18 protein-coding genes and 1 other annotated feature are annotated in these 19,985 nt (G+C 41.9%); of the genes, 12 read left to right on the top strand and 6 right to left on the bottom strand.

What is annotated here, in order from left to right:
• Window positions 1-120: 120 nt before the first annotated feature.
• On the top strand, window positions 121-2,523 hold the full coding sequence (arcB, locus tag L4C33_RS02590) for an aerobic respiration two-component sensor histidine kinase ArcB (protein ID WP_428810905.1): 2,403 nt from the start codon (window positions 121-123) through the stop codon (window positions 2,521-2,523).
• A gap of 4 nt (window positions 2,524-2,527) precedes the next feature.
• Complete coding sequence (locus tag L4C33_RS02585) at window positions 2,528-2,968, top strand: hypothetical protein (RefSeq protein ID WP_428810904.1); 441 nt, start codon at window positions 2,528-2,530, stop codon at window positions 2,966-2,968.
• Window positions 2,969-3,046: 78 nt separating this feature from the next.
• Here L4C33_RS02585 and arcA read toward each other — a convergent pair whose 3' ends face one another.
• Window positions 3,047-3,763 (bottom strand): two-component system response regulator ArcA, encoded by a 717-nt coding sequence (gene arcA, locus L4C33_RS02580; RefSeq protein WP_137358329.1) that lies wholly within the window; start codon window positions 3,761-3,763, stop codon window positions 3,047-3,049.
• A 327-nt stretch (window positions 3,764-4,090) separates the two neighbouring features.
• Here arcA and L4C33_RS02575 point away from each other — a divergent pair, with 327 nt between their 5' ends.
• Together L4C33_RS02575 and L4C33_RS02570 are read left to right on the top strand one after the other, a co-directional pair.
• On the top strand, window positions 4,091-4,492 hold the full coding sequence (locus L4C33_RS02575; protein ID WP_428810903.1) for a DUF3293 domain-containing protein: 402 nt from the start codon (window positions 4,091-4,093) through the stop codon (window positions 4,490-4,492).
• A 94-nt stretch (window positions 4,493-4,586) separates the two neighbouring features.
• Window positions 4,587-5,069, top strand: a complete 483-nt coding sequence (locus L4C33_RS02570) for a putative 4-hydroxy-4-methyl-2-oxoglutarate aldolase (RefSeq protein WP_428810902.1) — start codon at window positions 4,587-4,589, stop codon at window positions 5,067-5,069.
• Here the strand turns inward: L4C33_RS02570 and L4C33_RS02565 are convergent.
• Entirely contained in the window at window positions 5,066-5,530 is a 465-nt protein-coding gene (locus tag L4C33_RS02565; protein ID WP_428810901.1) for a ribonuclease regulator, read from the bottom strand. The two genes, L4C33_RS02570 and L4C33_RS02565, sit on opposite strands and share 4 nt — an antisense overlap.
• A gap of 334 nt (window positions 5,531-5,864) precedes the next feature.
• Window positions 5,865-5,983 (top strand) — a sequence feature (Thr leader region).
• A 30-nt stretch (window positions 5,984-6,013) separates the two neighbouring features.
• On the opposite strand from L4C33_RS02565, the gene thrA reads away from it, so the two are divergent.
• The 3 genes from thrA to thrC are packed head-to-tail and all read left to right on the top strand — an operon-like array spanning window position 6,014 to window position 10,728.
• On the top strand, window positions 6,014-8,473 hold the full coding sequence (thrA, locus tag L4C33_RS02560; RefSeq protein WP_428810900.1) for a bifunctional aspartate kinase/homoserine dehydrogenase I: 2,460 nt from the start codon (window positions 6,014-6,016) through the stop codon (window positions 8,471-8,473).
• Window positions 8,474-8,491: 18 nt separating this feature from the next.
• Window positions 8,492-9,448, top strand: a complete 957-nt coding sequence (thrB, locus tag L4C33_RS02555) for a homoserine kinase (protein ID WP_428810920.1) — start codon at window positions 8,492-8,494, stop codon at window positions 9,446-9,448.
• The gene (gene thrC, locus L4C33_RS02550; protein ID WP_428810899.1) at window positions 9,445-10,728 is read left to right on the top strand and encodes a threonine synthase; all 1,284 of its coding nucleotides are present in this window, start codon (window positions 9,445-9,447) and stop codon (window positions 10,726-10,728) included. The genes thrB and thrC overlap by 4 nt, the downstream gene beginning before the upstream one ends.
• 125 nt (window positions 10,729-10,853) lie before the next feature.
• Here thrC and grcA read toward each other — a convergent pair whose 3' ends face one another.
• Window positions 10,854-11,231, bottom strand: coding sequence for an autonomous glycyl radical cofactor GrcA (gene grcA / locus L4C33_RS02545; protein ID WP_428810898.1), 378 nt, complete (start codon window positions 11,229-11,231; stop codon window positions 10,854-10,856).
• 326 nt (window positions 11,232-11,557) lie between these two features.
• Between grcA and nfo the strand changes: the two genes are divergently transcribed.
• The 3 genes from nfo (at window position 11,558) to L4C33_RS02530 (ending at window position 14,055) form a co-directional block, all read left to right on the top strand.
• Complete coding sequence (gene nfo / locus L4C33_RS02540; protein ID WP_428810897.1) at window positions 11,558-12,439, top strand: deoxyribonuclease IV; 882 nt, start codon at window positions 11,558-11,560, stop codon at window positions 12,437-12,439.
• A gap of 299 nt (window positions 12,440-12,738) precedes the next feature.
• The gene (gene ung, locus L4C33_RS02535) at window positions 12,739-13,422 is read left to right on the top strand and encodes a uracil-DNA glycosylase (RefSeq protein ID WP_428810896.1); all 684 of its coding nucleotides are present in this window, start codon (window positions 12,739-12,741) and stop codon (window positions 13,420-13,422) included.
• Window positions 13,423-13,503: 81 nt separating this feature from the next.
• Window positions 13,504-14,055: a hemerythrin domain-containing protein gene (locus tag L4C33_RS02530; RefSeq protein WP_428810895.1), complete on the top strand. Its 552-nt coding sequence runs from the start codon at window positions 13,504-13,506 to the stop codon at window positions 14,053-14,055.
• Between the two features lie 98 nt (window positions 14,056-14,153).
• Here L4C33_RS02530 and L4C33_RS02525 read toward each other — a convergent pair whose 3' ends face one another.
• Window positions 14,154-14,339 (bottom strand): DUF3545 family protein, encoded by a 186-nt coding sequence (locus L4C33_RS02525; RefSeq protein ID WP_428810894.1) that lies wholly within the window; start codon window positions 14,337-14,339, stop codon window positions 14,154-14,156.
• A 712-nt stretch (window positions 14,340-15,051) separates the two neighbouring features.
• On the opposite strand from L4C33_RS02525, the gene L4C33_RS02520 reads away from it, so the two are divergent.
• Together L4C33_RS02520 and yaaA are read left to right on the top strand one after the other, a co-directional pair.
• Window positions 15,052-16,479, top strand: a complete 1,428-nt coding sequence (locus L4C33_RS02520) for an alanine/glycine:cation symporter family protein (protein ID WP_428810893.1) — start codon at window positions 15,052-15,054, stop codon at window positions 16,477-16,479.
• A 197-nt stretch (window positions 16,480-16,676) separates the two neighbouring features.
• Window positions 16,677-17,453 carry a peroxide stress protein YaaA gene (yaaA, locus tag L4C33_RS02515; RefSeq protein ID WP_428810892.1) on the top strand — a complete coding sequence of 259 codons (777 nt, stop codon included), beginning with the start codon at window positions 16,677-16,679 and terminating at the stop codon, window positions 17,451-17,453.
• Window positions 17,454-17,608: 155 nt separating this feature from the next.
• On the opposite strand, the gene srmB is transcribed toward yaaA, so the two are convergent.
• Together srmB and L4C33_RS02505 are read right to left on the bottom strand one after the other, a co-directional pair.
• Window positions 17,609-18,874 (bottom strand): ATP-dependent RNA helicase SrmB, encoded by a 1,266-nt coding sequence (gene srmB / locus L4C33_RS02510; protein ID WP_428810891.1) that lies wholly within the window; start codon window positions 18,872-18,874, stop codon window positions 17,609-17,611.
• Between the two features lie 107 nt (window positions 18,875-18,981).
• Window positions 18,982-19,725, bottom strand: a complete 744-nt coding sequence (locus L4C33_RS02505) for a tRNA1(Val) (adenine(37)-N6)-methyltransferase (protein WP_428810919.1) — start codon at window positions 19,723-19,725, stop codon at window positions 18,982-18,984.
• Between the last annotated feature and the right edge of the window lie 260 nt (window positions 19,726-19,985).

Below are 19,985 nucleotides of genomic sequence, written 5' to 3'. Positions count from 1 at the left end.
GGCGATTTAGTTAGATATCCCACAGATTAGCGTTTCTTCGCGCTGACATGTGATTAAGCAAGTTACCTGCTGTAACTAAACAGGTTAGAATATTGCTAGTCCTATCGCATGGAGCGCTAAATGAAACCCATGAAAAACCTCGCCCAGTATTATGTCGATTTGCTCGTCAAACTGGGTATCGTCCGATTCTCTATTCTTCTGGCTTTAGCGCTTGTCGCTTTGGCTGTCGTCGTTCAAGTTGGTATTACACTGGCGCTCAAGGGCAATGTTGATGATATCGATATTGTTCGCTCGGTTTTCTTCGGCCTCGTAATTACCCCTTGGGCGGTATATTTCCTTTCCGTGGTTGTTGATCAACTCGAAGAGTCTCGTCAGCGTTTAGCTAAATTGGTTTCTAAGCTTGGTGATATGCGCTCTAGAGACCAAGAATTGAATACGCAGCTCCAGCTCAATATCGAAAAACTTAATCAAGAAATTGAAGAACGTGAGAAAGCTGAAGAAGCTCGCGAAGAAGCAATGAAAGATCTTGAAAATGAAGTTTTTCAAAGAGAGAGAACACAGCTCGAATTAGCTGAGCGTACCGCTTTACTTCGCTCCTTTATTGATGCCTCCCCAGACCTGATTTACTACAGAAATGAAGATGGTGTCTTTTCTGGCTGTAACCGAGCTGTGGAAGAATTGACGGGTAAAAAAGAGAAAGAACTCGTCGGTCTTACACCTTGGGATGTTTATAGCAAAGAAGTCGCTCAACAGGTTGTTGAGACGGATGAAAGAGTATTTGCTGATAATCAGGCTCTGACTTATGAGCAATGGCTAGAGTACCCAGACGGTCGTCAAAATTACTTTGAATTACGTAAAGTGCCTTTCTATAGCAAAGATGGTCGCCACTTAGGTTTAGTTGGCTTTGGGCGTGATATTACGGAACGTAAAGAACACCAAGAGTCATTAGAAAAAGCCAGTCGTGATAAGACGACTTTCATTTCTACTATTAGTCATGAATTGAAAACGCCTCTTAATGGGATCATTGGTTTGAGTCGAATGTTGCTTGATAGTCAACTGACTCAAGAGCAACGTAAACACATGCAAACCATCAAAGTGAGTGCGGTAACTTTAGGCAATATCTTCAACGATATTATCGATATGGATAAGTTTGACCGTAACAAGCTTGAGCTATTCCCAACACCATTAAACTTTGAAGACTTTGTCGCTGAAATGGAAAGTATTTCAGCATTGATGGCTGATCAAAAAGGGCTTCGTTTTGATTTAGAACGCTTATCTGAGTTACCAGGGGTCATTGAGGCGGATGGTACGCGTTTAAGGCAGGTTCTTTGGAACTTAATCAGTAATGCGATGAAGTTTACGAAAGATGGCGGCGTGGTGATGACTGTGAGTGCTGACGTTGAAGGTGACTTTGCGAACATTACAATGGAAGTTGAAGACACTGGTATTGGCATTCCTGACGGTGAGGTCGAAAAGATCTTTGCTATGTATTACCAAGTTAAATCAGGTAAAGACAACCTGCATGCGGTAGGTACTGGGATAGGGTTGGCGGTATCTAAACAGCTGATCAATATGATGGATGGCGATATCTTCGTCAGCAGTGAACAAGGGTTTGGTAGTACGTTCACCGTTTCGATTCGCGTTCCGGTTATTCAAGATCGCCAAGTGTTGAATAAAGTGATCCTAAAGCAACCAAAGCTTAAGATTTTCATGGTTGAAGATATCGAGCTTAATGTAACTGTTGCACGCTCTCTACTCGAAAGCTTAGGCCATGAAGTGACTGTCGCCATGACAGGTCAAGACGCACAAGTTGAGTTTGTTCCTGAGCTTTACGACTTAGTGCTACTGGATATTCAATTGCCCGACATGACTGGCTTTGATGTTGCGCACTATTACCGCGATAAATACGCGGAGCTTCCTCCACTTGTAGCGTTAACAGCGAATGTACTGAACAATAAGCAAGAGTATATTGAAAATGGAATGGATGAAGCTATTAGTAAGCCGCTATCAGTAAAAGCGATTCAGGGTGTGATTGCAGAGTTGATTGGCGGAGAAGTTGTTCAATCTTCATCTAGCCAAGGTGATGATAAGAAAACTCGCTCTATTGAATCCCAGTCATCGGCTACGCTAGATCCAAAAGTATCGACACCGAAAATTAAATCTGAAGTCTCGGTCGATACGTCATTACTCGACCTTGAGATGCTGGAGTCATATATTGATATCGTAGGTTCGAAGCCTGTATTCGACAGCATTACAATGTTTGAAGATATGATGCCTGACTATATGTCGATTCTAAATGCACATATGACAGCAAAAGATAAAAAGAACATTGTTTCTGAAGCCCATAAAATTAAAGGCGCTGCAGGATCTATTGGTTTGAAACGCATTCAACAAGTCGCTCAAAAAGCGCAATCGCCAGATCTACCTGACTGGTGGGAAAATGTGGCAGACTGGGTTAGCGAAATAAATAATAAATATCAGAATGATATCGAAGTTCTGAAAAGTTGGTTAAATCAAAGGTAATCGAATGAAAAAAATAGCATTAGTTTGTGCGCTTGCTTTAGCGGGCTGCGCGACAACCAACGTGAGTTGGGACCAAGATAGTCAAATTGAAGTGGCTCAATCGACAGTCACGCTGAAAAGTAATTTATGGTTGAACAAGATGCCAACGATTGGTGAGGCTTCGGAGCATAACTTACACGGTGCTCTGAATTTAGCTTCAACTGCAGATCTTCCTGCCGATTTAACCGTGAATAATGTTTCAATTAAGCAAGGTGAAAATACTTGGTTAATTGATGGCGACGATCTAGATTTACGAACTCATAATGAGAGTCAGTGGGAAGTGGCATTCACGTGGCAGCTAGGTGTTGATGTCGAGCAAACTGTCGACGTAGCTTTGGAAGTGGAACAAGCTGGAAAAACTCAATGGTTAGTTGAGAAAGACGTTAAGATTGACGCTGTTTACTAATCTCGCAGATTAATAACAGGCAATAAAAAAGGTGATGTTTGCACATCACCTTTTTTAATTTTACTTCGGTCTAAAAGGTTACTCTTCTAGATCACCACAGAAGCGGTAGCCTTCACCGTGGATCGTAGCAATGATCTCTGGCGTACCAGATACAGATTCAAAGTGCTTACGAATACGACGGATAGTTACGTCTACAGTACGATCGTGTGGCTTAAGCTCACGGCCTGTCATCTTCTTAAGAAGGTCTGCACGAGTTTGAATTTTGCCTGGGTTTTCACAGAAGTGAAGCAAAGCACGGAATTCAGAACGTGGTAGTTTGTAACCTTCACCATCAGGGCTAACAAGAGAGCGACTGTTAATATCTAATATCCAACCGTTGAACTCGTACTTTTCTACGCTACGCTTCTCTTCCGTTACGGCACTTGTGCTCATCGAACGGTTAAGAAGGTTACGTGCACGAATAGTCAGTTCACGTGGGTTAAATGGTTTGGTGATGTAATCATCCGCACCGATTTCAAGACCTAAGATCTTGTCAACTTCGTTATCGCGGCCAGTTAAGAACATTAGCGCTACATTTGCTTGTTCACGTAGCTCACGTGCAAGCAGTAAGCCGTTCTTACCAGGAAGGTTGATGTCCATAATCACCAAGTTAACTTGGTTGTCAGAAAGCACTTGGTGCATCTCTTCACCATCGCTAGCCTCAAAAACAGCATATCCCTCTGCTTCAAAAATACTCTTAAGAGTGTTACGAGTTACTTGCTCATCTTCTACGATAAGAATCTGCGGGGTTTGCATTTGGCGGTACCTAAATTTGTGACGAAACTGTGCTAATAGAATAAATTCTAGGCAAAAACATAACATACAGGTAATGTAATTTTGATAATAACTCAAAGTTTTCAAAAAAACACTTACTTCAGCTATCCGCCATCCTTGAAGCCTTGCCTGAAAACGTATTTCCGAGTACGTCGTTCATTATTCTTCTAGTAATTGCAGTGGATTCTATAATCTTAACAGCTTGCTAACAATGCGTGAATGTTAATTCCATTCACTTTGTTGATTTATATCAATTGCTGAAATGTAACAAACACTAATAGTATAAATACAAATATAACGGGTACTGCTGTGAGTATAGACTCGAATCTTTGGCATGCTTATGCATCATCGTTTTTTGATTTCGAACGGCTACCAAATCAACTAAGTTTCATAATAGTTACGGCTTGGAACCCAAGAAGTGCCATACTGTCTATAGATAAGAACGAAGAAAGAAATCAACAGCTTGTTAGAGACTTAGCTGGATACGAGTTCACTTCGGGACGTGTAGGTGATAAGGCCTTTAATTGGTATGAGAAAAGCATCGCCGTAGCGATAGACTTACCAAAAGCCATCGCGCTGGCTAACAAGTATCAGCAGAATGCTATTTATCAGGTATCTGGACAGCGATTATTTTTGCAGTCTTGCTTAGTCGATATGAAGCGAGAGTGCTTAGGCAATTTTGATTCATGGAGAGTCAAACGCTCTACGTGAATATTCGTAAACTAGCGAATAAAGGATTTTAAACAATATAGAGATGCATTAAGGGAAGCTGTCATTTGCAGTCCCCTTATCTCATGGAGGAAATATGCAAGATATAACACCAGACTTATGTGACCAGTTTGAAGAGCAAGTTACGTTGCTCAAACTACCTTTACAAACATTTGGTCATAAGGGCGCTTTTTGGGGAGAGATCGTAACGGTTCGTTGTTACCACGATAACTCAAAGGTCCGAGAAGTATTAGAAGGCGATGGTAAAGGTAAAGTATTGGTCGTTGATGGACACGGTTCCTGTCAGAAAGCACTACTTGGTGACCAACTCGCGATCTTAGCTATCGAAAATGGTTGGGAAGGTATTATCGTAAATGGTGCAGTTCGTGATGTAGGGATTATGTCGCAAATGGAGTTGGGTGTTCAGGCTTTAGGTGCGAGTCCATTTAAAACTGAAAAGCGCGGGGCAGGGGATATTAATGTCACATTATCGATTCATAATCAGCCAGTTCAACCTGGAGATTATATTTATGCTGACTGGAATGGAGTTTTGCTTTCAGCGCACCAGCTTATAGATTAGAAACGAAACCCTAATCCAAACTCAATACCTTGTTGCCACTCTTCATAATCAAGAGTGGCATGTATGTTTAGATTGTCGGTGAGCTGCATTTGGCTAGATACCTCAGCTGCAACCGTGCTGCTATTGTCGTTGTCCTCGTCATTTACATAGGTATGCAAGGTACTTTTTACTGAGATCTTATCGGATACCTGATAGCTCACTCCACTCAAGAAACCGTTATCATTCCCTTGAATTGAGTTATCAACTCGTGCCCCTACATAGAGATCGACACTCTTAAATACATTGTAAGAGTAGCCACCATCGACTTTCCAAATATCAAAGCTGTCTTCTGAGGGAGCGCTTTGACTAGAAACAAAAAACTTATGTGCGGATGGTTTTGTGTGGGATGGAAGCTCTGGAAGTGTATTGGCCTGACAAATTGCGGGCACAACCAAGGACAAAAAAAACAGCTGTTTTCTCATTTACCACTCCTTGGTTTCTTAAAATTATTATTGTATTACGTGACTAATTAAAGCATACAAATAAGCTTGCTGCAGAAAGATTAGCCGCCTAAGTTGCATAATGAGATAGGCATCTAGGTTCTTATTTGGTAAGTGGTTGAGTCGGAAAGAAGTTTATTTCTTCATCAAAAGTGAAAAAAACTCGAACTTTTCACGATTAATGGCGCTTAACTCCTAAAATTGGCCTGAATACGAAAAAAAACCAACTTTTCATTGACGTGACCTAATAAAAATTGGTACACGTAGAGATAAGCAAACGCAAAGAATTGATTGAATATTGATATGCAGACTATGAGCCACCTAGTAATGACCACAACCATTATTATTACCGACATTACAATTGTTGGGGCAGGCTGCTAAGTAACGGATTTAAAAGAAAAGGCCTGTATCCCACAAGATACAGGCCTTTTTTTGTACCAAATTTTACGATTTATGGAGGAAGGGATGCGAGTTCTTAAATTTGGAGGCTCATCATTAGCTGATGCAGACCGTTTTTTACGAGCGGCAGATATCATTGCTAATAATGCTCAGCAAGAAGAAGTGGCAGTAGTTCTATCTGCGCCAGGTAAGACAACTAACAAATTAGTCGCAGTTATTGACGGTGCGCTAAAAAATGGTGAAGCAGAGCTGCAAATCGGTGACTTAGAGTCATCATTTCAAGAGCTATTTGCTGGAATTAAAGCAGTATTGCCAAATGTTGACGGTTCTGCTTTTGATAACCAAGTAAAAACGTCGCTTTCACAATTGCGTCAGTTTGTTCACGGTATTAATTTATTGGGTATGTGCCCTAATAACGTGAATGCTCGCATCATCAGTAAAGGTGAGCGTGTTTCTATTCAACTGATGAAAGCAGTATTAGAAGCAAAAGGCCAACCAGCTAGCCTGATTGATCCAATCCAATACTTATATGCTCAAGGTGATCACCTAGAAGCGATGGTTGATGTTGAAGTTTCAACACAAAACTTCCGTCAATCACCACTGCCTGTCGGCCATGTCAATATTATGCCTGGCTTCACTGCCGGTAACGATAAAGGCGAGTTAGTGACACTTGGTCGTAACGGGTCTGATTACTCTGCAGCGGTACTTGCGGCGTGTTTACGTGCAGACTGTTGTGAGATTTGGACTGACGTAGACGGTGTCTATAATTGTGATCCTCGTTTGGTTGATGATGCACGTCTTCTTAAATCATTAAGCTACCAAGAAGCAATGGAACTGTCTTATTTCGGTGCATCTGTATTACACCCTAAGACTATTGCTCCTATCGCACAATTCCATATCCCTTGCCTGATTAAAAACAGCTTTAACCCGCAGGGGGCAGGCACTCTGATTGGTCAAGATACTGGTGAAGATAACCTAGCCATTAAAGGTATTACGACATTAAGTGACCTAACAATGGTTAACGTGTCTGGACCTGGTATGAAAGGTATGGTTGGTATGGCTAGTCGCGTATTTGGCGCTATGTCATCAGCGGGTGTTTCTATTGTCTTAATCACTCAGTCTTCTTCAGAGTACAGCATCAGTTTCTGTATTGAATCTGCAGACAAAGCTCAAGCTCAGCAAGTATTGTCAGAAACGTTTGAACTAGAACTTAAAGATGGTCTGTTAGAGCCCGTTGAGTTTATGAATGACGTAGCCATCGTAACGCTGGTGGGTGATGGTATGCGTACTTCACGTGGTGTCGCTTCTCAATTTTTCGCTTCTTTAGCTGAAGTGAACGTTAACATTGTGGCTATTGCACAAGGTTCTTCAGAGCGTGCAATTTCTGCGGTTATCCCAGAAGACAAGATATCTGAAGCTATTAAAGCATGTCATGAAAACCTATTTAACTCTAAGCACTTCCTTGATGTGTTTGTTGTCGGTGTTGGTGGTGTTGGTGGCGAGTTGGTCGACCAAATTAAGCGCCAACAGGTCAAACTGGCGGAGAAAGGGATAGTTATCCGCGTATGTGGTTTAGCGAACAGCAAGGGCTTACTACTAGATAGCGAAGGTCTTCCACTAGATCAGTGGCGTGACCGTATGTCTGATGCGTCTGAAGACTTTAGTCTCGCGCGCCTAGTCGCTCTGGTTCAGCGTAACCATATTATTAACCCAGTATTGGTTGATTGTACGTCGAGCGAATCTATTGCAAATCAATACGCTGACTTCTTAGCGGCTGGTTTCCACGTTGTTACGCCAAACAAAAAAGCGAACACATCAAGCATGGCTTACTACCATCAACTACGTGAAGTTGCGCGTAGCTCTCGTCGTAAGTTGATGTACGAAACAACGGTAGGTGCTGGTCTGCCAGTTATTGAAAACCTACAGAACCTAATTTCAGCGGGTGATGAACTAGAGAAATTCAACGGTATTTTATCAGGCTCTCTTTCTTACATCTTTGGTAAATTAGATGAAGGCATGACATTAAGCCAAGCAACAAATATTGCCAAAGACAATGGATTTACTGAACCTGACCCACGTGATGATTTATCAGGTATGGACGTTGCACGTAAGCTACTTATCTTGGCGCGTGAAGCGGGTATGGCATTAGAACTAGAAGACGTAGAAGTAGATCAAGCGCTTCCACCAGGTTTTGACGACTCAGGTAGTGTTGATGAGTTTATGGTTCGCCTTCCTGAAGCGGATGCTTACTTCCAAGAGCAATCAGCGATTGCAGCAGAAGAAGGTAAAGTTCTTCGCTATGTTGGTGAAATTGCAGACGGTAAATGTAAGGTTCGTATTGCAGCCGTTGATGGCGATGACCCAATGTTCAAGATTAAAGATGGTGAAAACGCATTGGCATTCTACAGTCGTTACTACCAGCCTATTCCACTTGTACTTCGTGGCTATGGTGCGGGTACAGAAGTAACTGCTGCAGGCGTATTCTCAGATGTGATGCGTACTCTTGGTTGGAAGTTAGGAGTTTAATGAATGAGTTCAAGTGATATGGATGTTGTAGTTTACGCTCCGGCTTCAATCGGTAACGTGAGCGTAGGCTTCGATGTGTTAGGAGCTGCGGTTTCCCCCATCGATGGCACGCTACTTGGTGACCGCGTTCTTGTGAAATCTGGTGATGAACCTTTCACATTAAAAACGGCAGGAAGCTTTGTTTCAAAGCTTCCAACTGAACCCAAAGAGAATATTGTTTACGATTGTTGGGTAGTGTTTGCTCGTGAGTTAGCCAAAAAAGGTGGTGAACTTAAGCCACTTGAAATGACTTTAGAAAAAAACATGCCTATCGGTTCTGGTTTAGGTTCAAGTGCATGTTCTATTGTTGCTGCTCTTGATGCTTTGAATCGTTTTCATGGTCAGCCGTTAAACGAAATGGAACTACTTGCCTTAATGGGTGAGATGGAAGGTCAAATTTCGGGTGGAATTCACTACGATAACGTAGCCCCTTGTTACTTAGGTGGCTTACAGCTGATGCTAGAAGAGCTAGGTATTATTAGCCAAGAAGTACCGTGCTTTGATGATTGGTATTGGGTAATGGCTTACCCTGGTATTAAGGTTTCCACAGCTGAAGCGCGTGAAATCTTACCGTCTCAATATCGTCGCCAAGATGTGATTGCACATGGTCGTCACCTGGCTGGCTTTATTCATGCTTGCCATTCAGGCCAACCTGAGCTTGCTGCGAAAATGATCAAAGACGTGATCGCAGAACCATATCGTGAGAAACTGCTTCCAGGGTTTGCTGGTGCTCGCCAATACGCGGCGTCAGCGGGTGCTTTAGCTACAGGTATTTCCGGTAGTGGCCCAACTCTTTTTAGCATTTGCAAAGAGCAAGATGTCGCTGAGCGTGTTGCACGCTGGTTAGAACAAAATTATGTACAAAATGAAGAAGGATTCGTTCACATTTGTCGTTTAGACAAACAGGGTTCGATCGTTACAGGAAGTGAGCTATGAAGCTGTACAACATCAAAGAAAATGACGAACAAGTATCTTTTGGCCAGGCAGTACGCCAAGGGTTAGGCCGTAATCAAGGTCTATTTTTCCCATCAGAGCTACCTAAGTTTGATGATATCGATGCACTATTAGCAGAAGATTTTATTTCTCGTAGTGGCAAAATTTTATCAGCATTGATAGGTGACGAGCTTCCAAAAGAGCAAGTTAACCAACTGGTTGATGCTGCGTTCCAATTCCCAGCACCAATTAACCAAGTAAAAGACGGCGTATATGCGCTTGAACTTTTCCATGGACCGACACTAGCATTTAAAGATTTTGGTGGCCGTTTTATGGCTCAATCTTTAGCGGCAGTATCTGACGGCGGAAAGATCACTATCTTGACTGCAACCTCGGGTGATACTGGTGCTGCTGTGGCTCATGCTTTCTACGGTATGGAAGATATCAATGTTGTTATCCTATACCCGAATGGAAAAATTAGCCCACTGCAAGAAAAGCTATTCTGTACTCTGGGTAAAAACATCCACACTGTTGCTATCGACGGCGACTTTGATGCGTGTCAGTCACTTGTTAAACAAGCATTTGATGATGCTGAATTACGCGAAGAGATTGGCCTAAACTCTGCTAACTCAATTAACATCAGCCGCTTAATGGCTCAGATCTGTTACTACTTTGAAGCAGCGTCTCAACTGACTAAAGAGCAGCGAGAAAACCTAGTGGTATCAGTACCAAGTGGTAACTTTGGTAACTTAACGGCTGGCTTACTCGCGAAAGCATTAGGTTTACCAATCAAACGCTTCATTGCTGCGACCAATGAAAACGACACAGTTCCTCGTTACCTAGAAACAGGTAAGTGGGATCCAAAGCCAACTGTAGCGACAACATCAAATGCTATGGATGTAAGTCAGCCAAACAACTGGCCACGCATAGAAGAACTTTGTCAGCTGAAAGGTTGGGGATTAGATACTTTGGGTAAAGGTAAAGTGTCTGATGAGCAAAGTGCTGAATCAGTTCGTGATCTTAAAGCTCAAGGTTATTTGTGTGAACCACACGGGGCTATCGCATACCGCTTGCTAGATGAACAGCTTCAAGAAGGTGAAACAGGCTTATTCTTATGTACAGCCCATCCTGCGAAGTTTAAAGAAGTAGTAGATGAGATTTTAGGCGGTGATATCGAGTTGCCAGCTCCATTAGCAAAACACGCGGCAATGGAACTACTTTCTGAAGAGTTAGCAAATGACTTTGATGCTCTTAAAAAAGTATTACGTCGAGTTCAGAAATAGGATTCGATAGATAAGGGGAATTAGGTTAGTGACTCTCCTTATTTTAGAAGCAAAACTTTCAAAATAAAACGGCGCTCAATGAGCGCCGTTTTTTTATCAATTTTAGTCTAAACTAAGGCTCTTAATTATAGAGACTCAGTGAAAGTACGTGCGATAACATCACGTTGCTGTTCAACTGTTAAAGAGTTAAAACGAACAGCGTAGCCAGATACACGGATAGTTAGCTGTGGGTACTTTTCTGGGTGAGCTACGGCGTCTTCAAGCGTTTCGCGCTTTAAAACGTTTACGTTAAGGTGTTGACCACCTTCGATGCGAGGTGCAGTTTCGATTGCAACTTCACGGCTTTCGTACTCGCCTAGATCTGCAGCTGTGATTACTTGATCTGCTTCGTAACCAGTAGTAGCAACAACACAACGAGCTTCGTTTTTCTCGCTATCTAGTAGCCAGATTGAGTTTAGTAGGTCGTCGTTTGCTGCTTTTGTAATTTGAATACCTTGGATCATCACTATCTCCTAGTCCACTAATGTGGGTTATTTGTGGTGTTAACTTTCGAATTTTGTTGAGCTGGTTAATATATACCTAACTAGAGGTATAGTAGTATTGATGTAAGTCAAAAAACAACCAAAAACCTTATTTTTATAGTGGTAATTTTATTGAGTTAAATCAATAAAAGCTTTGAAAACAAAGTGATTACAACTTATTTCAAACTATAAAGAAAAYTTAACAGTTCCATTTTGGTGTAATTTTACTACAAAGTGGAGTTTTAATTGAACTCACGCAGACAAACTTATGATGGTTGATGCGTATTCTGAAAGTACAAAGTGATTTAATGACAAATAATTTCTCATCTGGACATCAAAAATTTATCGGTGCTCATGTTTCGGCTGCTGGTGGTGTTGATAACGCTCCAATGCGTGCTCGCGAAATTGGAGCCAATGCATTTGCTCTCTTTACGAAGAACCAACGTCAGTGGGCTGCGAAGCCGTTGGAAGCTAAAACCATTAGTGCGTTTAAAGCCAATTGTAAAATGCTGGGCTTTTCGGCGGAAAATATACTTCCACATGACTCGTATCTAATAAATTTAGGAGCACCAGAAGAAGAAAAGCTAGAGAAATCTCGTGCAGCTTTTATTGATGAAATGGAGCGTTGCAATTTACTGGGCCTAACGTTGTTGAATTTTCATCCTGGGAGTCATTTGAAGAAAATCTCAGAAGATGAGTGCTTAGCGCGAATTGCAGAGTCGATTAACTTGGCTCACCAGGCGGTACCTGATGTGATTGCTGTAATTGAAAATACTTCAGGACAGGGGACTAACTTAGGTTGGAGGTTTGAGCACCTAGCGCAAATTATTGAACAGGTTGAAGATAAATCTCGTGTTGGTGTTTGTCTTGATACTTGCCACACTTTTACTGCTGGTTACGATTTWCGAACAAAACAAGCGTGTGAAGAAACCTTTGCAGAGTTTGATCGTATTGTCGGTATGCACTATTTAAGAGCGATGCACATTAATGATTCTAAAGCCGAATTTGCTAGCCGAGTCGACAGGCATCACGCTCTTGGTGAAGGAGAAATCGGTTGGGAATGTTTTGAGTATATTGCCGCTGATCCTAGATTCAATGGTATTCCATTGATTTTAGAAACCATTAAGCCAGAGCTGTGGAAAGCTGAAATTCAGGCCTTAAGAAAATTCCACGCAGAATCAATGGTGTAACCCTTACACTAAATAAGTTGGCATCTTTCTTTCATGAACTTTAATAGGTAATTCCAGTGTATTGCCTATTTTATTCCTACGGAGGGTGCCACTATGTATTCACTATCTTTTTCAAACGCTACATTATTGAATATTTCGAGTGTTGTCTTTGCGGGCGCTCCCCGCCTACCTATTCCCAATCGTCACATCCATAACCATGGTCATTATCGAACACCACAAAAAAGTGGATAATATTTACTGCTCCTAAAGAGTCAATGCAATCAGGTACACTAAGCATAGATTCGCTTTAGGAGTAGTATATGACCTCAACAACTTGGGATAACTTTATTCACGAGCAGCAGAACCAAGCTTATTTTCAGAAGACGTTAAGCTATGTTGCTGAGCAAAGGGCGTCAGGGAAAAATATCTACCCTGCTGATCATGATGTGTTTAACGCTTTCAACATGACGGCGTTCGAAGACGTTAAGGTGGTGATCTTGGGGCAAGATCCCTATCACGGGCCAGATCAAGCTCATGGCCTGTCTTTTTCTGTACTGCCAGGAGTAAAAATTCCTCCTTCATTACGCAATATGTATAAAGAGTTAGCACAAGACATTGCTGGCTTTGAAATTCCAGCTCATGGTTATTTAGATTCTTGGGCGAAGCAAGGAGTGCTGTTACTCAATACTGTGCTAACGGTAGAGCAAGGTAAAGCTCACTCTCATGCCAAGTGCGGTTGGGAGACATTTACCGATGCAGTGATTGCAAAATTAAATGCTCGTCAGGAACCTATGGTATTTCTGTTGTGGGGAGCACATGCGCAAAAGAAAGGTCAGGGTATAGATACCAGTAAGCACACCGTTCTAGCCTCTCCACATCCATCACCACTTTCTGCACGACGTGGTTTTTTTGGATGTCAGCACTTTTCTTTAACAAATCAAGATCTTGAAAAGCGTGGAATACAACCTATTGCGTGGAATTTGCCAATGACTGTATCTAATTGATTGTTTTTCGACCAGGATCAATACGATTTTAATTATGACCTTATACACTTACAAAAAGTAAGTGAAATGGAGGTCGTAACTATGATGATTGAAAGGATCAAACGCGAGCATGGGTATATGGTGCAATTGCTCGCCATTTTAAAGAAGAAACTCGTTCAGTTGAACAATGAGCAAGAGATCAACTATAGCTTAATAAAAGAGATAGTCAGTTACCTTGCTAGTCACTCTGAATCGGTTCATCACCCTAAAGAAGATATTATTTACCATCATTACTTAGAGACTTACGGGTCGTCGAAGTCGATCGATAATTTAGAGAGTGAGCATCAAATTTTATCTGATAAAACCGCTCAGTTTTTAGATGTGGTTGAGATGATCTTGCAAGATGCCGTAGTACCCCAACAAGTTTTCATTGACCAGTTAGATAGCTTTATTCAATTGCAGAAAAAGCATTTAGACTTAGAAGAGAGGTATATCCTACCGATCATTGTTGATGCTTTTACCATTGAAGATTGGCAGGTAGTGGAATCGAAATGGGCTCAACCAGAAGACGACCCAGTGTTTGGAGATACTATTGCAGAGCAATATAAGCAGTTGGCACAACGTGTTCGTGAAAGTGCGAAAGAATGCGTTTGATTCGCTTATTGCTTTATTTTGCTTCGTGAGCCGTCAAAAACAAAAAAGGCACTAATGATGAGTGCCTTTTTGTATCGTGGGTGATGTATTAGAACTAGTTAAAGCTCAATATCTTCTATTGAGAAATCGACGCCTATACCCATTTCTTTTAGTTCTTTTTGTAAGCGTCGACGATCATTAATAGCTTCTATTTCACGCCACTTACGTTTTACTGGTTTTGAACGAGTTTTTTGCGTTCTTGGTGCATCGATCTCTGCGATATCATCGAATTGAAAGCCTTCCATAAGCTACCTCTTTCCATGTTTGTGGTTCCATTCGAACCATTTAGTACCATATATGCAGCCAGAATATCTTTGATTTATTTCCCAATTGTTGCATTCACGTGAAGCTTTTGTTTGTGTTTTTTCTATGTGATCACGTTAGGTAGTGGTTTTAGTGGTTGTTTTTTGAGCAAACAAACTTAAGTAAACGATTAAATTAGCTATGGAAGAATGTTAATTATCGAGTCAGTTGTAATAGCATTTTGGTTACAATGCAATCGTAGACATATTGGTCTATATTTGTGGCTTGTAGAATACAGGAGTAGAAAAGCTATCAAGTGCGCCATACCTTATAGAGTCTAGCTTTGTGTGATTTTTATAAGATGACATTCTTATAAAGTGTGTATACAAACTCTTGTTGTAGACTTGTCTAGTTTATGTGCCTTTTGTTGGCGACCATTGGTTTGTATTATGTTAACACTTGGTAACTTCACAGTGAAAAGATGCAAATAAATGATACCTTTTGCATATTGATTTTTGGCGTAACTCGCTGCATTATCCGCCCGTCAAAAAATACACTGATACGTAAAATGGACGCATGAGGCGACGATTTACAATCTAAATTGCACAAATAACACGATATAACAAATGCCGACACAACATTGACAACTGGCATTGGCAATTTAGAGGAGGGCTTGGAGGCATGATCAGTGCTTACACTCAATACGAGGTTCACGTGACAGATTTAATTAATTTAATGAATGATCTTCTTTGGGGATCAATCTTAGTTTATCTACTGGTTGGTGTTGGTATCTACTTCACTGTACGACTAGGTTTCATTCAATTCCGCCATTTCGGCCACATGTTCTCTGTTCTTAGAAACAGCCGTAAAGCAGACAGCGCTGGTATCTCTTCTTTCCAAGCTCTTTGTACTAGTCTAGCTGCGCGTGTTGGTACAGGTAACATGGCTGGTGTTGCGGTTGCTCTAACGGCTGGTGGCCCTGGTGCTATCTTCTGGATGTGGCTAATTGCAATGCTGGGTATGGCAACATCGTTTGCCGAGAGTACTCTGGCTCAGCTATACAAAACTCGCGATAACGACGGTAACTACCGTGGTGGCCCTGCATATTACATGGAGAAAGGTCTTGGTATGCGTTGGATGGGGGTTCTATTCTCTATCTTCCTTATCATTGCTTTCGGCCTAGTATTTAACGCGGTTCAAGCGAATGCGATTGCAAGTGCAATGAACACAGCATTTGACCTAGAGCGTAGCTACGTAGGTGTTGGTATCGTTATCATCTCTGCTTTCGTTATCTTCGGTGGTATCCGTAAGATCGCTCGTACAGCAGAAATCATTGTTCCAGTAATGGCACTAGCGTACCTAGCAATTGCTATCTACGTAATGCTAATGAACATTGAGAAAGTGCCTGATGTATTGTCTCTTATCTTCAAGAGTGCATTCGGCCTACAGGAAGCAGCTGCTGGTGGCTTAGGCTACGCGATTGCTCAAGCAATGATTAACGGTATTAAACGTGGTTTGTTCTCGAACGAAGCTGGTATGGGTTCTGCGCCAAACGCTGCGGCGYCGGCTACTCCTTACCCGCCGCATCCAGCATCGCAAGGTTATGTGCAGATGCTAGGTGTGTTCATGGACACTATTGTTATCTGTTCTGCTACTGTTGCAATTATCCTGATGTCTGGTGAGTACGTGCCACATGGYGAAATCACAGGTATCGAGCTAACTCAGCGTGCGTTAACAGCTCAGGTTGGTGATTGGGGTGGCATCTTTGTTGCGGTTGCGATTTTCTTCTTCGCTTTCACATCAATCATTGCGAACTACTCTTACGCAGAAACTAACCTTATCTTCCTAGAGCACAATAACAAGAAAGGCCTAGTGCTATTCCGTATCGTTGTGCTTGGTATGGTGATGTTTGGTTCTCTAGCGACACTACCTACGGTATGGGCACTAGCTGACGTATCAATGGGTCTAATGGCGATTGTTAACTTGGTAGCGATTATCCTGCTATCAGGTATCGTTATTAAGCTAGCGAAAGACTACAACCGTCAACTAGCAGCGGGTAAAGTACCAACATTCGATTCGAATGACTTCCCTGAGCTTAAGTCTCAACTAGAAGATGGTATTTGGGATAACACTAAGAAGTAAGCTTCTTCTCTCAGCGAGAGTATCCTAAACACGACAAAGACCAAGGTATTACGCCTTGGTCTTTTTGTTTTTAGAGGCAAGCTTACGCCGTAAACCTATTGAAGTAATAGGAAGAGTCATAAAGACAAAGTGATGTTTTTTCTATACTCTAGCTCCATTCTCAAGTTTCRATTATCTAGCCTAATAGGATCAAAGTTATGTTAGTTGTCGTTTCCCCTGCAAAAACATTAGATTACGAGTCACCATTGGCGACTGAACGTTTTAGTCAACCTGAGTTTGTTGAGCATTCTGCAGAGCTAATCGAAGTGTGTCGCAAGCTGACGCCGGCTGATGTTTCTGCCTTAATGAAAGTGAGCGATAAAATAGCAGGACTTAATGTTGCGCGTTTCGAGCAATGGAGCGAAACCTTCACCCAAGAAAATGCGCGCCAAGCGATCCTTGCTTTCAAAGGTGATGTATACACAGGGCTAGACGCTGAAACACTAACAGACGAAGACTTTGAATACGCACAAGGTCACCTGCGTATGCTTTCAGGCTTGTATGGCTTATTGAAGCCGTTAGACTTGATGCAACCGTACCGCTTAGAGATGGGAACGCGCCTTGCTAACGAGCGTGGTACGAACCTGTACCAGTTCTGGGGCAACCTGATCACGAATAAGTTGAATGAAGCATTAAATGCTCAGGGTGATAATGTATTGATCAACCTAGCTTCCAATGAATATTTCAAAGCGGTGAAGCCTAAGAGCTTAGATGGTCAAATTATTACGCCAGTGTTTAAAGACTGTAAGAACGGTCAATATAAAGTGATCAGCTTCTACGCGAAGAAAGCGCGCGGCATGATGGCTCGTTATATTATTGAGAACAAAATCGATTCTGTTGAAGCTTTGACTCAGTTTGATACGGCGGGTTACTACTTTGTCGAAGATGAGTCGAATGCAAAAGAGCTTGTTTTTAAGCGTGAAGAACAGAAGTAATACCGGCTAAGTTTGTTTATTTCCAGTGATGGTGGCCGCGTACAATAAATAATAAATGTGGTACGTAACCAAGAGTATTAAGTACTAAAAAAGCCCCTTGCAGCGAACTGCAAGGGGCTTTTTATTGAATGTGTAAAATCATTCAAGCAACAAGGTTACTTCTTCTTTGCTGCTTTCTTTTTCTTCGCGATTTTCTTCTTCTTCGCGATTTTTTGTTTTTCTACGGCTTTTTTGTCTTCTTTTTTCGGCTTCTTCTTCTTAGTTACCGCCGCTTTCTTATGCGTTGGGCGCATACCTTCAATAAAGCGTTCTTTGATCGCCTCGTCAGTATAACGAGCTACACGTTCAATCATTAGTTGATCGTGCGCTTCAACGATAGAAACTGCATTACCTTTTTTACCTGCACGAGCAGTACGGCCAATACGGTGTAAGTAAACGTCAGCAGTACGCGGCATGTCGTAGTTGATTACATGGCTTACGTCTGGCAAATCAATACCACGAGCTGCAACGTCAGTCGCGAGTAGTACGTTCACTGAACCATCGCGGAAACGTGCAATCGCGTTATTACGGCGATCTTGAGGCATTTCACCTTGAATCCACGCACATGGGATTTGCGCACTTTCCAGTTGAGCACGTAGTTCACCTAGGCGATCACGTGTTTTCAGGAAGATGATGCTACGCTCAGCTTGCTTGGTGATGATGTGCTTAAGGATATCAAGCTTGTGCTCTGCTGTATCAGCACGGTGATACCATTGAGTGATCTTCTTACGTTCACGTAGTGAAGATTGCGCGTTGATTTCTGCTGGGTTCTTTAGAAGATCTTCTGTGAAACCTTCGACACCTTTACCTTCCAGCGTTGCTGAGAAAAGTAAAGTTTGTTTACGCCAGCGACACTCTGCTGATAGGCGGTCAACCACAGGGCCAAAGCCCATGTCTAGCATACGGTCAGCTTCGTCTAGGATTAACCATTCAATTGCACGGCAATCAAAGCGCTCTGCTTCAATGTATTCCATTAGACGACCTGGTGTTGCAACTACGATATCTTGAGTTGTTCCTAGGATGTCAGCGTGCTCTTGGTACATCACACCACCAGTGATGGTGAAGATGTTTAAGCTGGTGTACTTTGCAAGCTCACGTGCTTGCTCGGTAATTTGCATCGCTAACTCACGAGTTGGAGTTAGAATAAGCATACGTGCCGGGCCTGCTTTCTTACGTGGAAAATCCAGTAAGTATTGCAGAGCTGGAAGTACGAATGATGCAGTTTTACCAGTACCTGTTGGTGCAGAAGCTAAAACGTCTTTTCCATCTAACGCTTGTGGGATGGCTTCGGCCTGTACCTGTGTTGGGCGCTCGTAGCCCATTTCGTCAATTGCTTTCAGCAGGTCTTGGTCTAGATCGAGTTCTGCAAAGGTTCTGATCACTGTTGTTTCTCCACAAGCAATAAATGTTTTCTGCTCAACATGGCAGAAGATAAAAAAGAGTAGTCGGACATTATAGAAGCATTAGTGATTAGGATCACATGGTATTTCTACATCTTCAGATAAAAATCTTTAGTCAGTGCGATAAATTGGTCGCTATAGCCAGATTTATCGCGAATTGTAAGCTGATCGTAGTGACTATCTTGCGATTGTTTAGCTAATTCGCATAGAACGCGGCTTATCGGTTTCGTCGGGGTAGGTTGAACATCAAGGCGACGAGAAAGAAACCAACCAGATTTTTGTGCCAGTGCGATGAATTGCTCGCCTTCCGTGATTGGTAAAATAAAACTAGCAGTACCGGTGCTTGATGTTAAAGCAAAGCTCTGATCAATCAATAATTGGTGATCTAAAGTGTCAGTGTGCCTTGCCGTTGCTCGCTGTTGTTTCTGGGATTGTTCACCATTATTGAAGTAAGGAGGATTACAGATAATAGAGTCAAACAATTCTTGGTTGTTGAGGGATAGTACATCTCCATAGGTCAACTGTATGCGCTCAGACCATGGTGATTGGTTGAAGTTGAATTGGGCTGCTTCTATCGCATGTTTATCTATATCAATAGCTTGTACGCTGATGTGTGAATAACGCTGTGCGATCATCAAAGCAAGTAAACCTGTGCCTGTACCAATATCGAGAACTGAACGTAAAGAATCTAAGTTTGCCCATGCCCCTAGCATTACGCCATCGGTGCTGACAGGCATACCCGTTTGGCCACCCTCTATAGCGAAGCGTTTGAAATTAAACCCTTTGGTTTTTAATTCGTTACTTTTCATGATTATTCTGTTTATTGTCCTAATAGAAGTTTTAATCTCTATTGTTAATGTTTTGTTTGGTTAAAGGTGTCGCTTGTTTTGTGTTTGTTAATAAATATAACTAGTGCATGATTTTGGTTATTTTTATTAATCTAGTGATTTGCACTGCTTATTTGTTAAATATGCAAATTAATATAGTGTTTTTTTCTCTCGCCTTGCAGCTTGATGAGTGTTTCGTCATTATGCGCGACTATTTTATAGAGTGAATACACAGTTTTTAATTCGGGTATTCATGCAAACACAAT

Origin of the sequence: Vibrio makurazakiensis (assembly GCF_050337375.1) — a bacterium.
GTDB classification, from domain to species: domain Bacteria; phylum Pseudomonadota; class Gammaproteobacteria; order Enterobacterales; family Vibrionaceae; genus Vibrio; species Vibrio makurazakiensis.
This window is presented reverse-complemented; position numbering and strand designations above follow the sequence as displayed.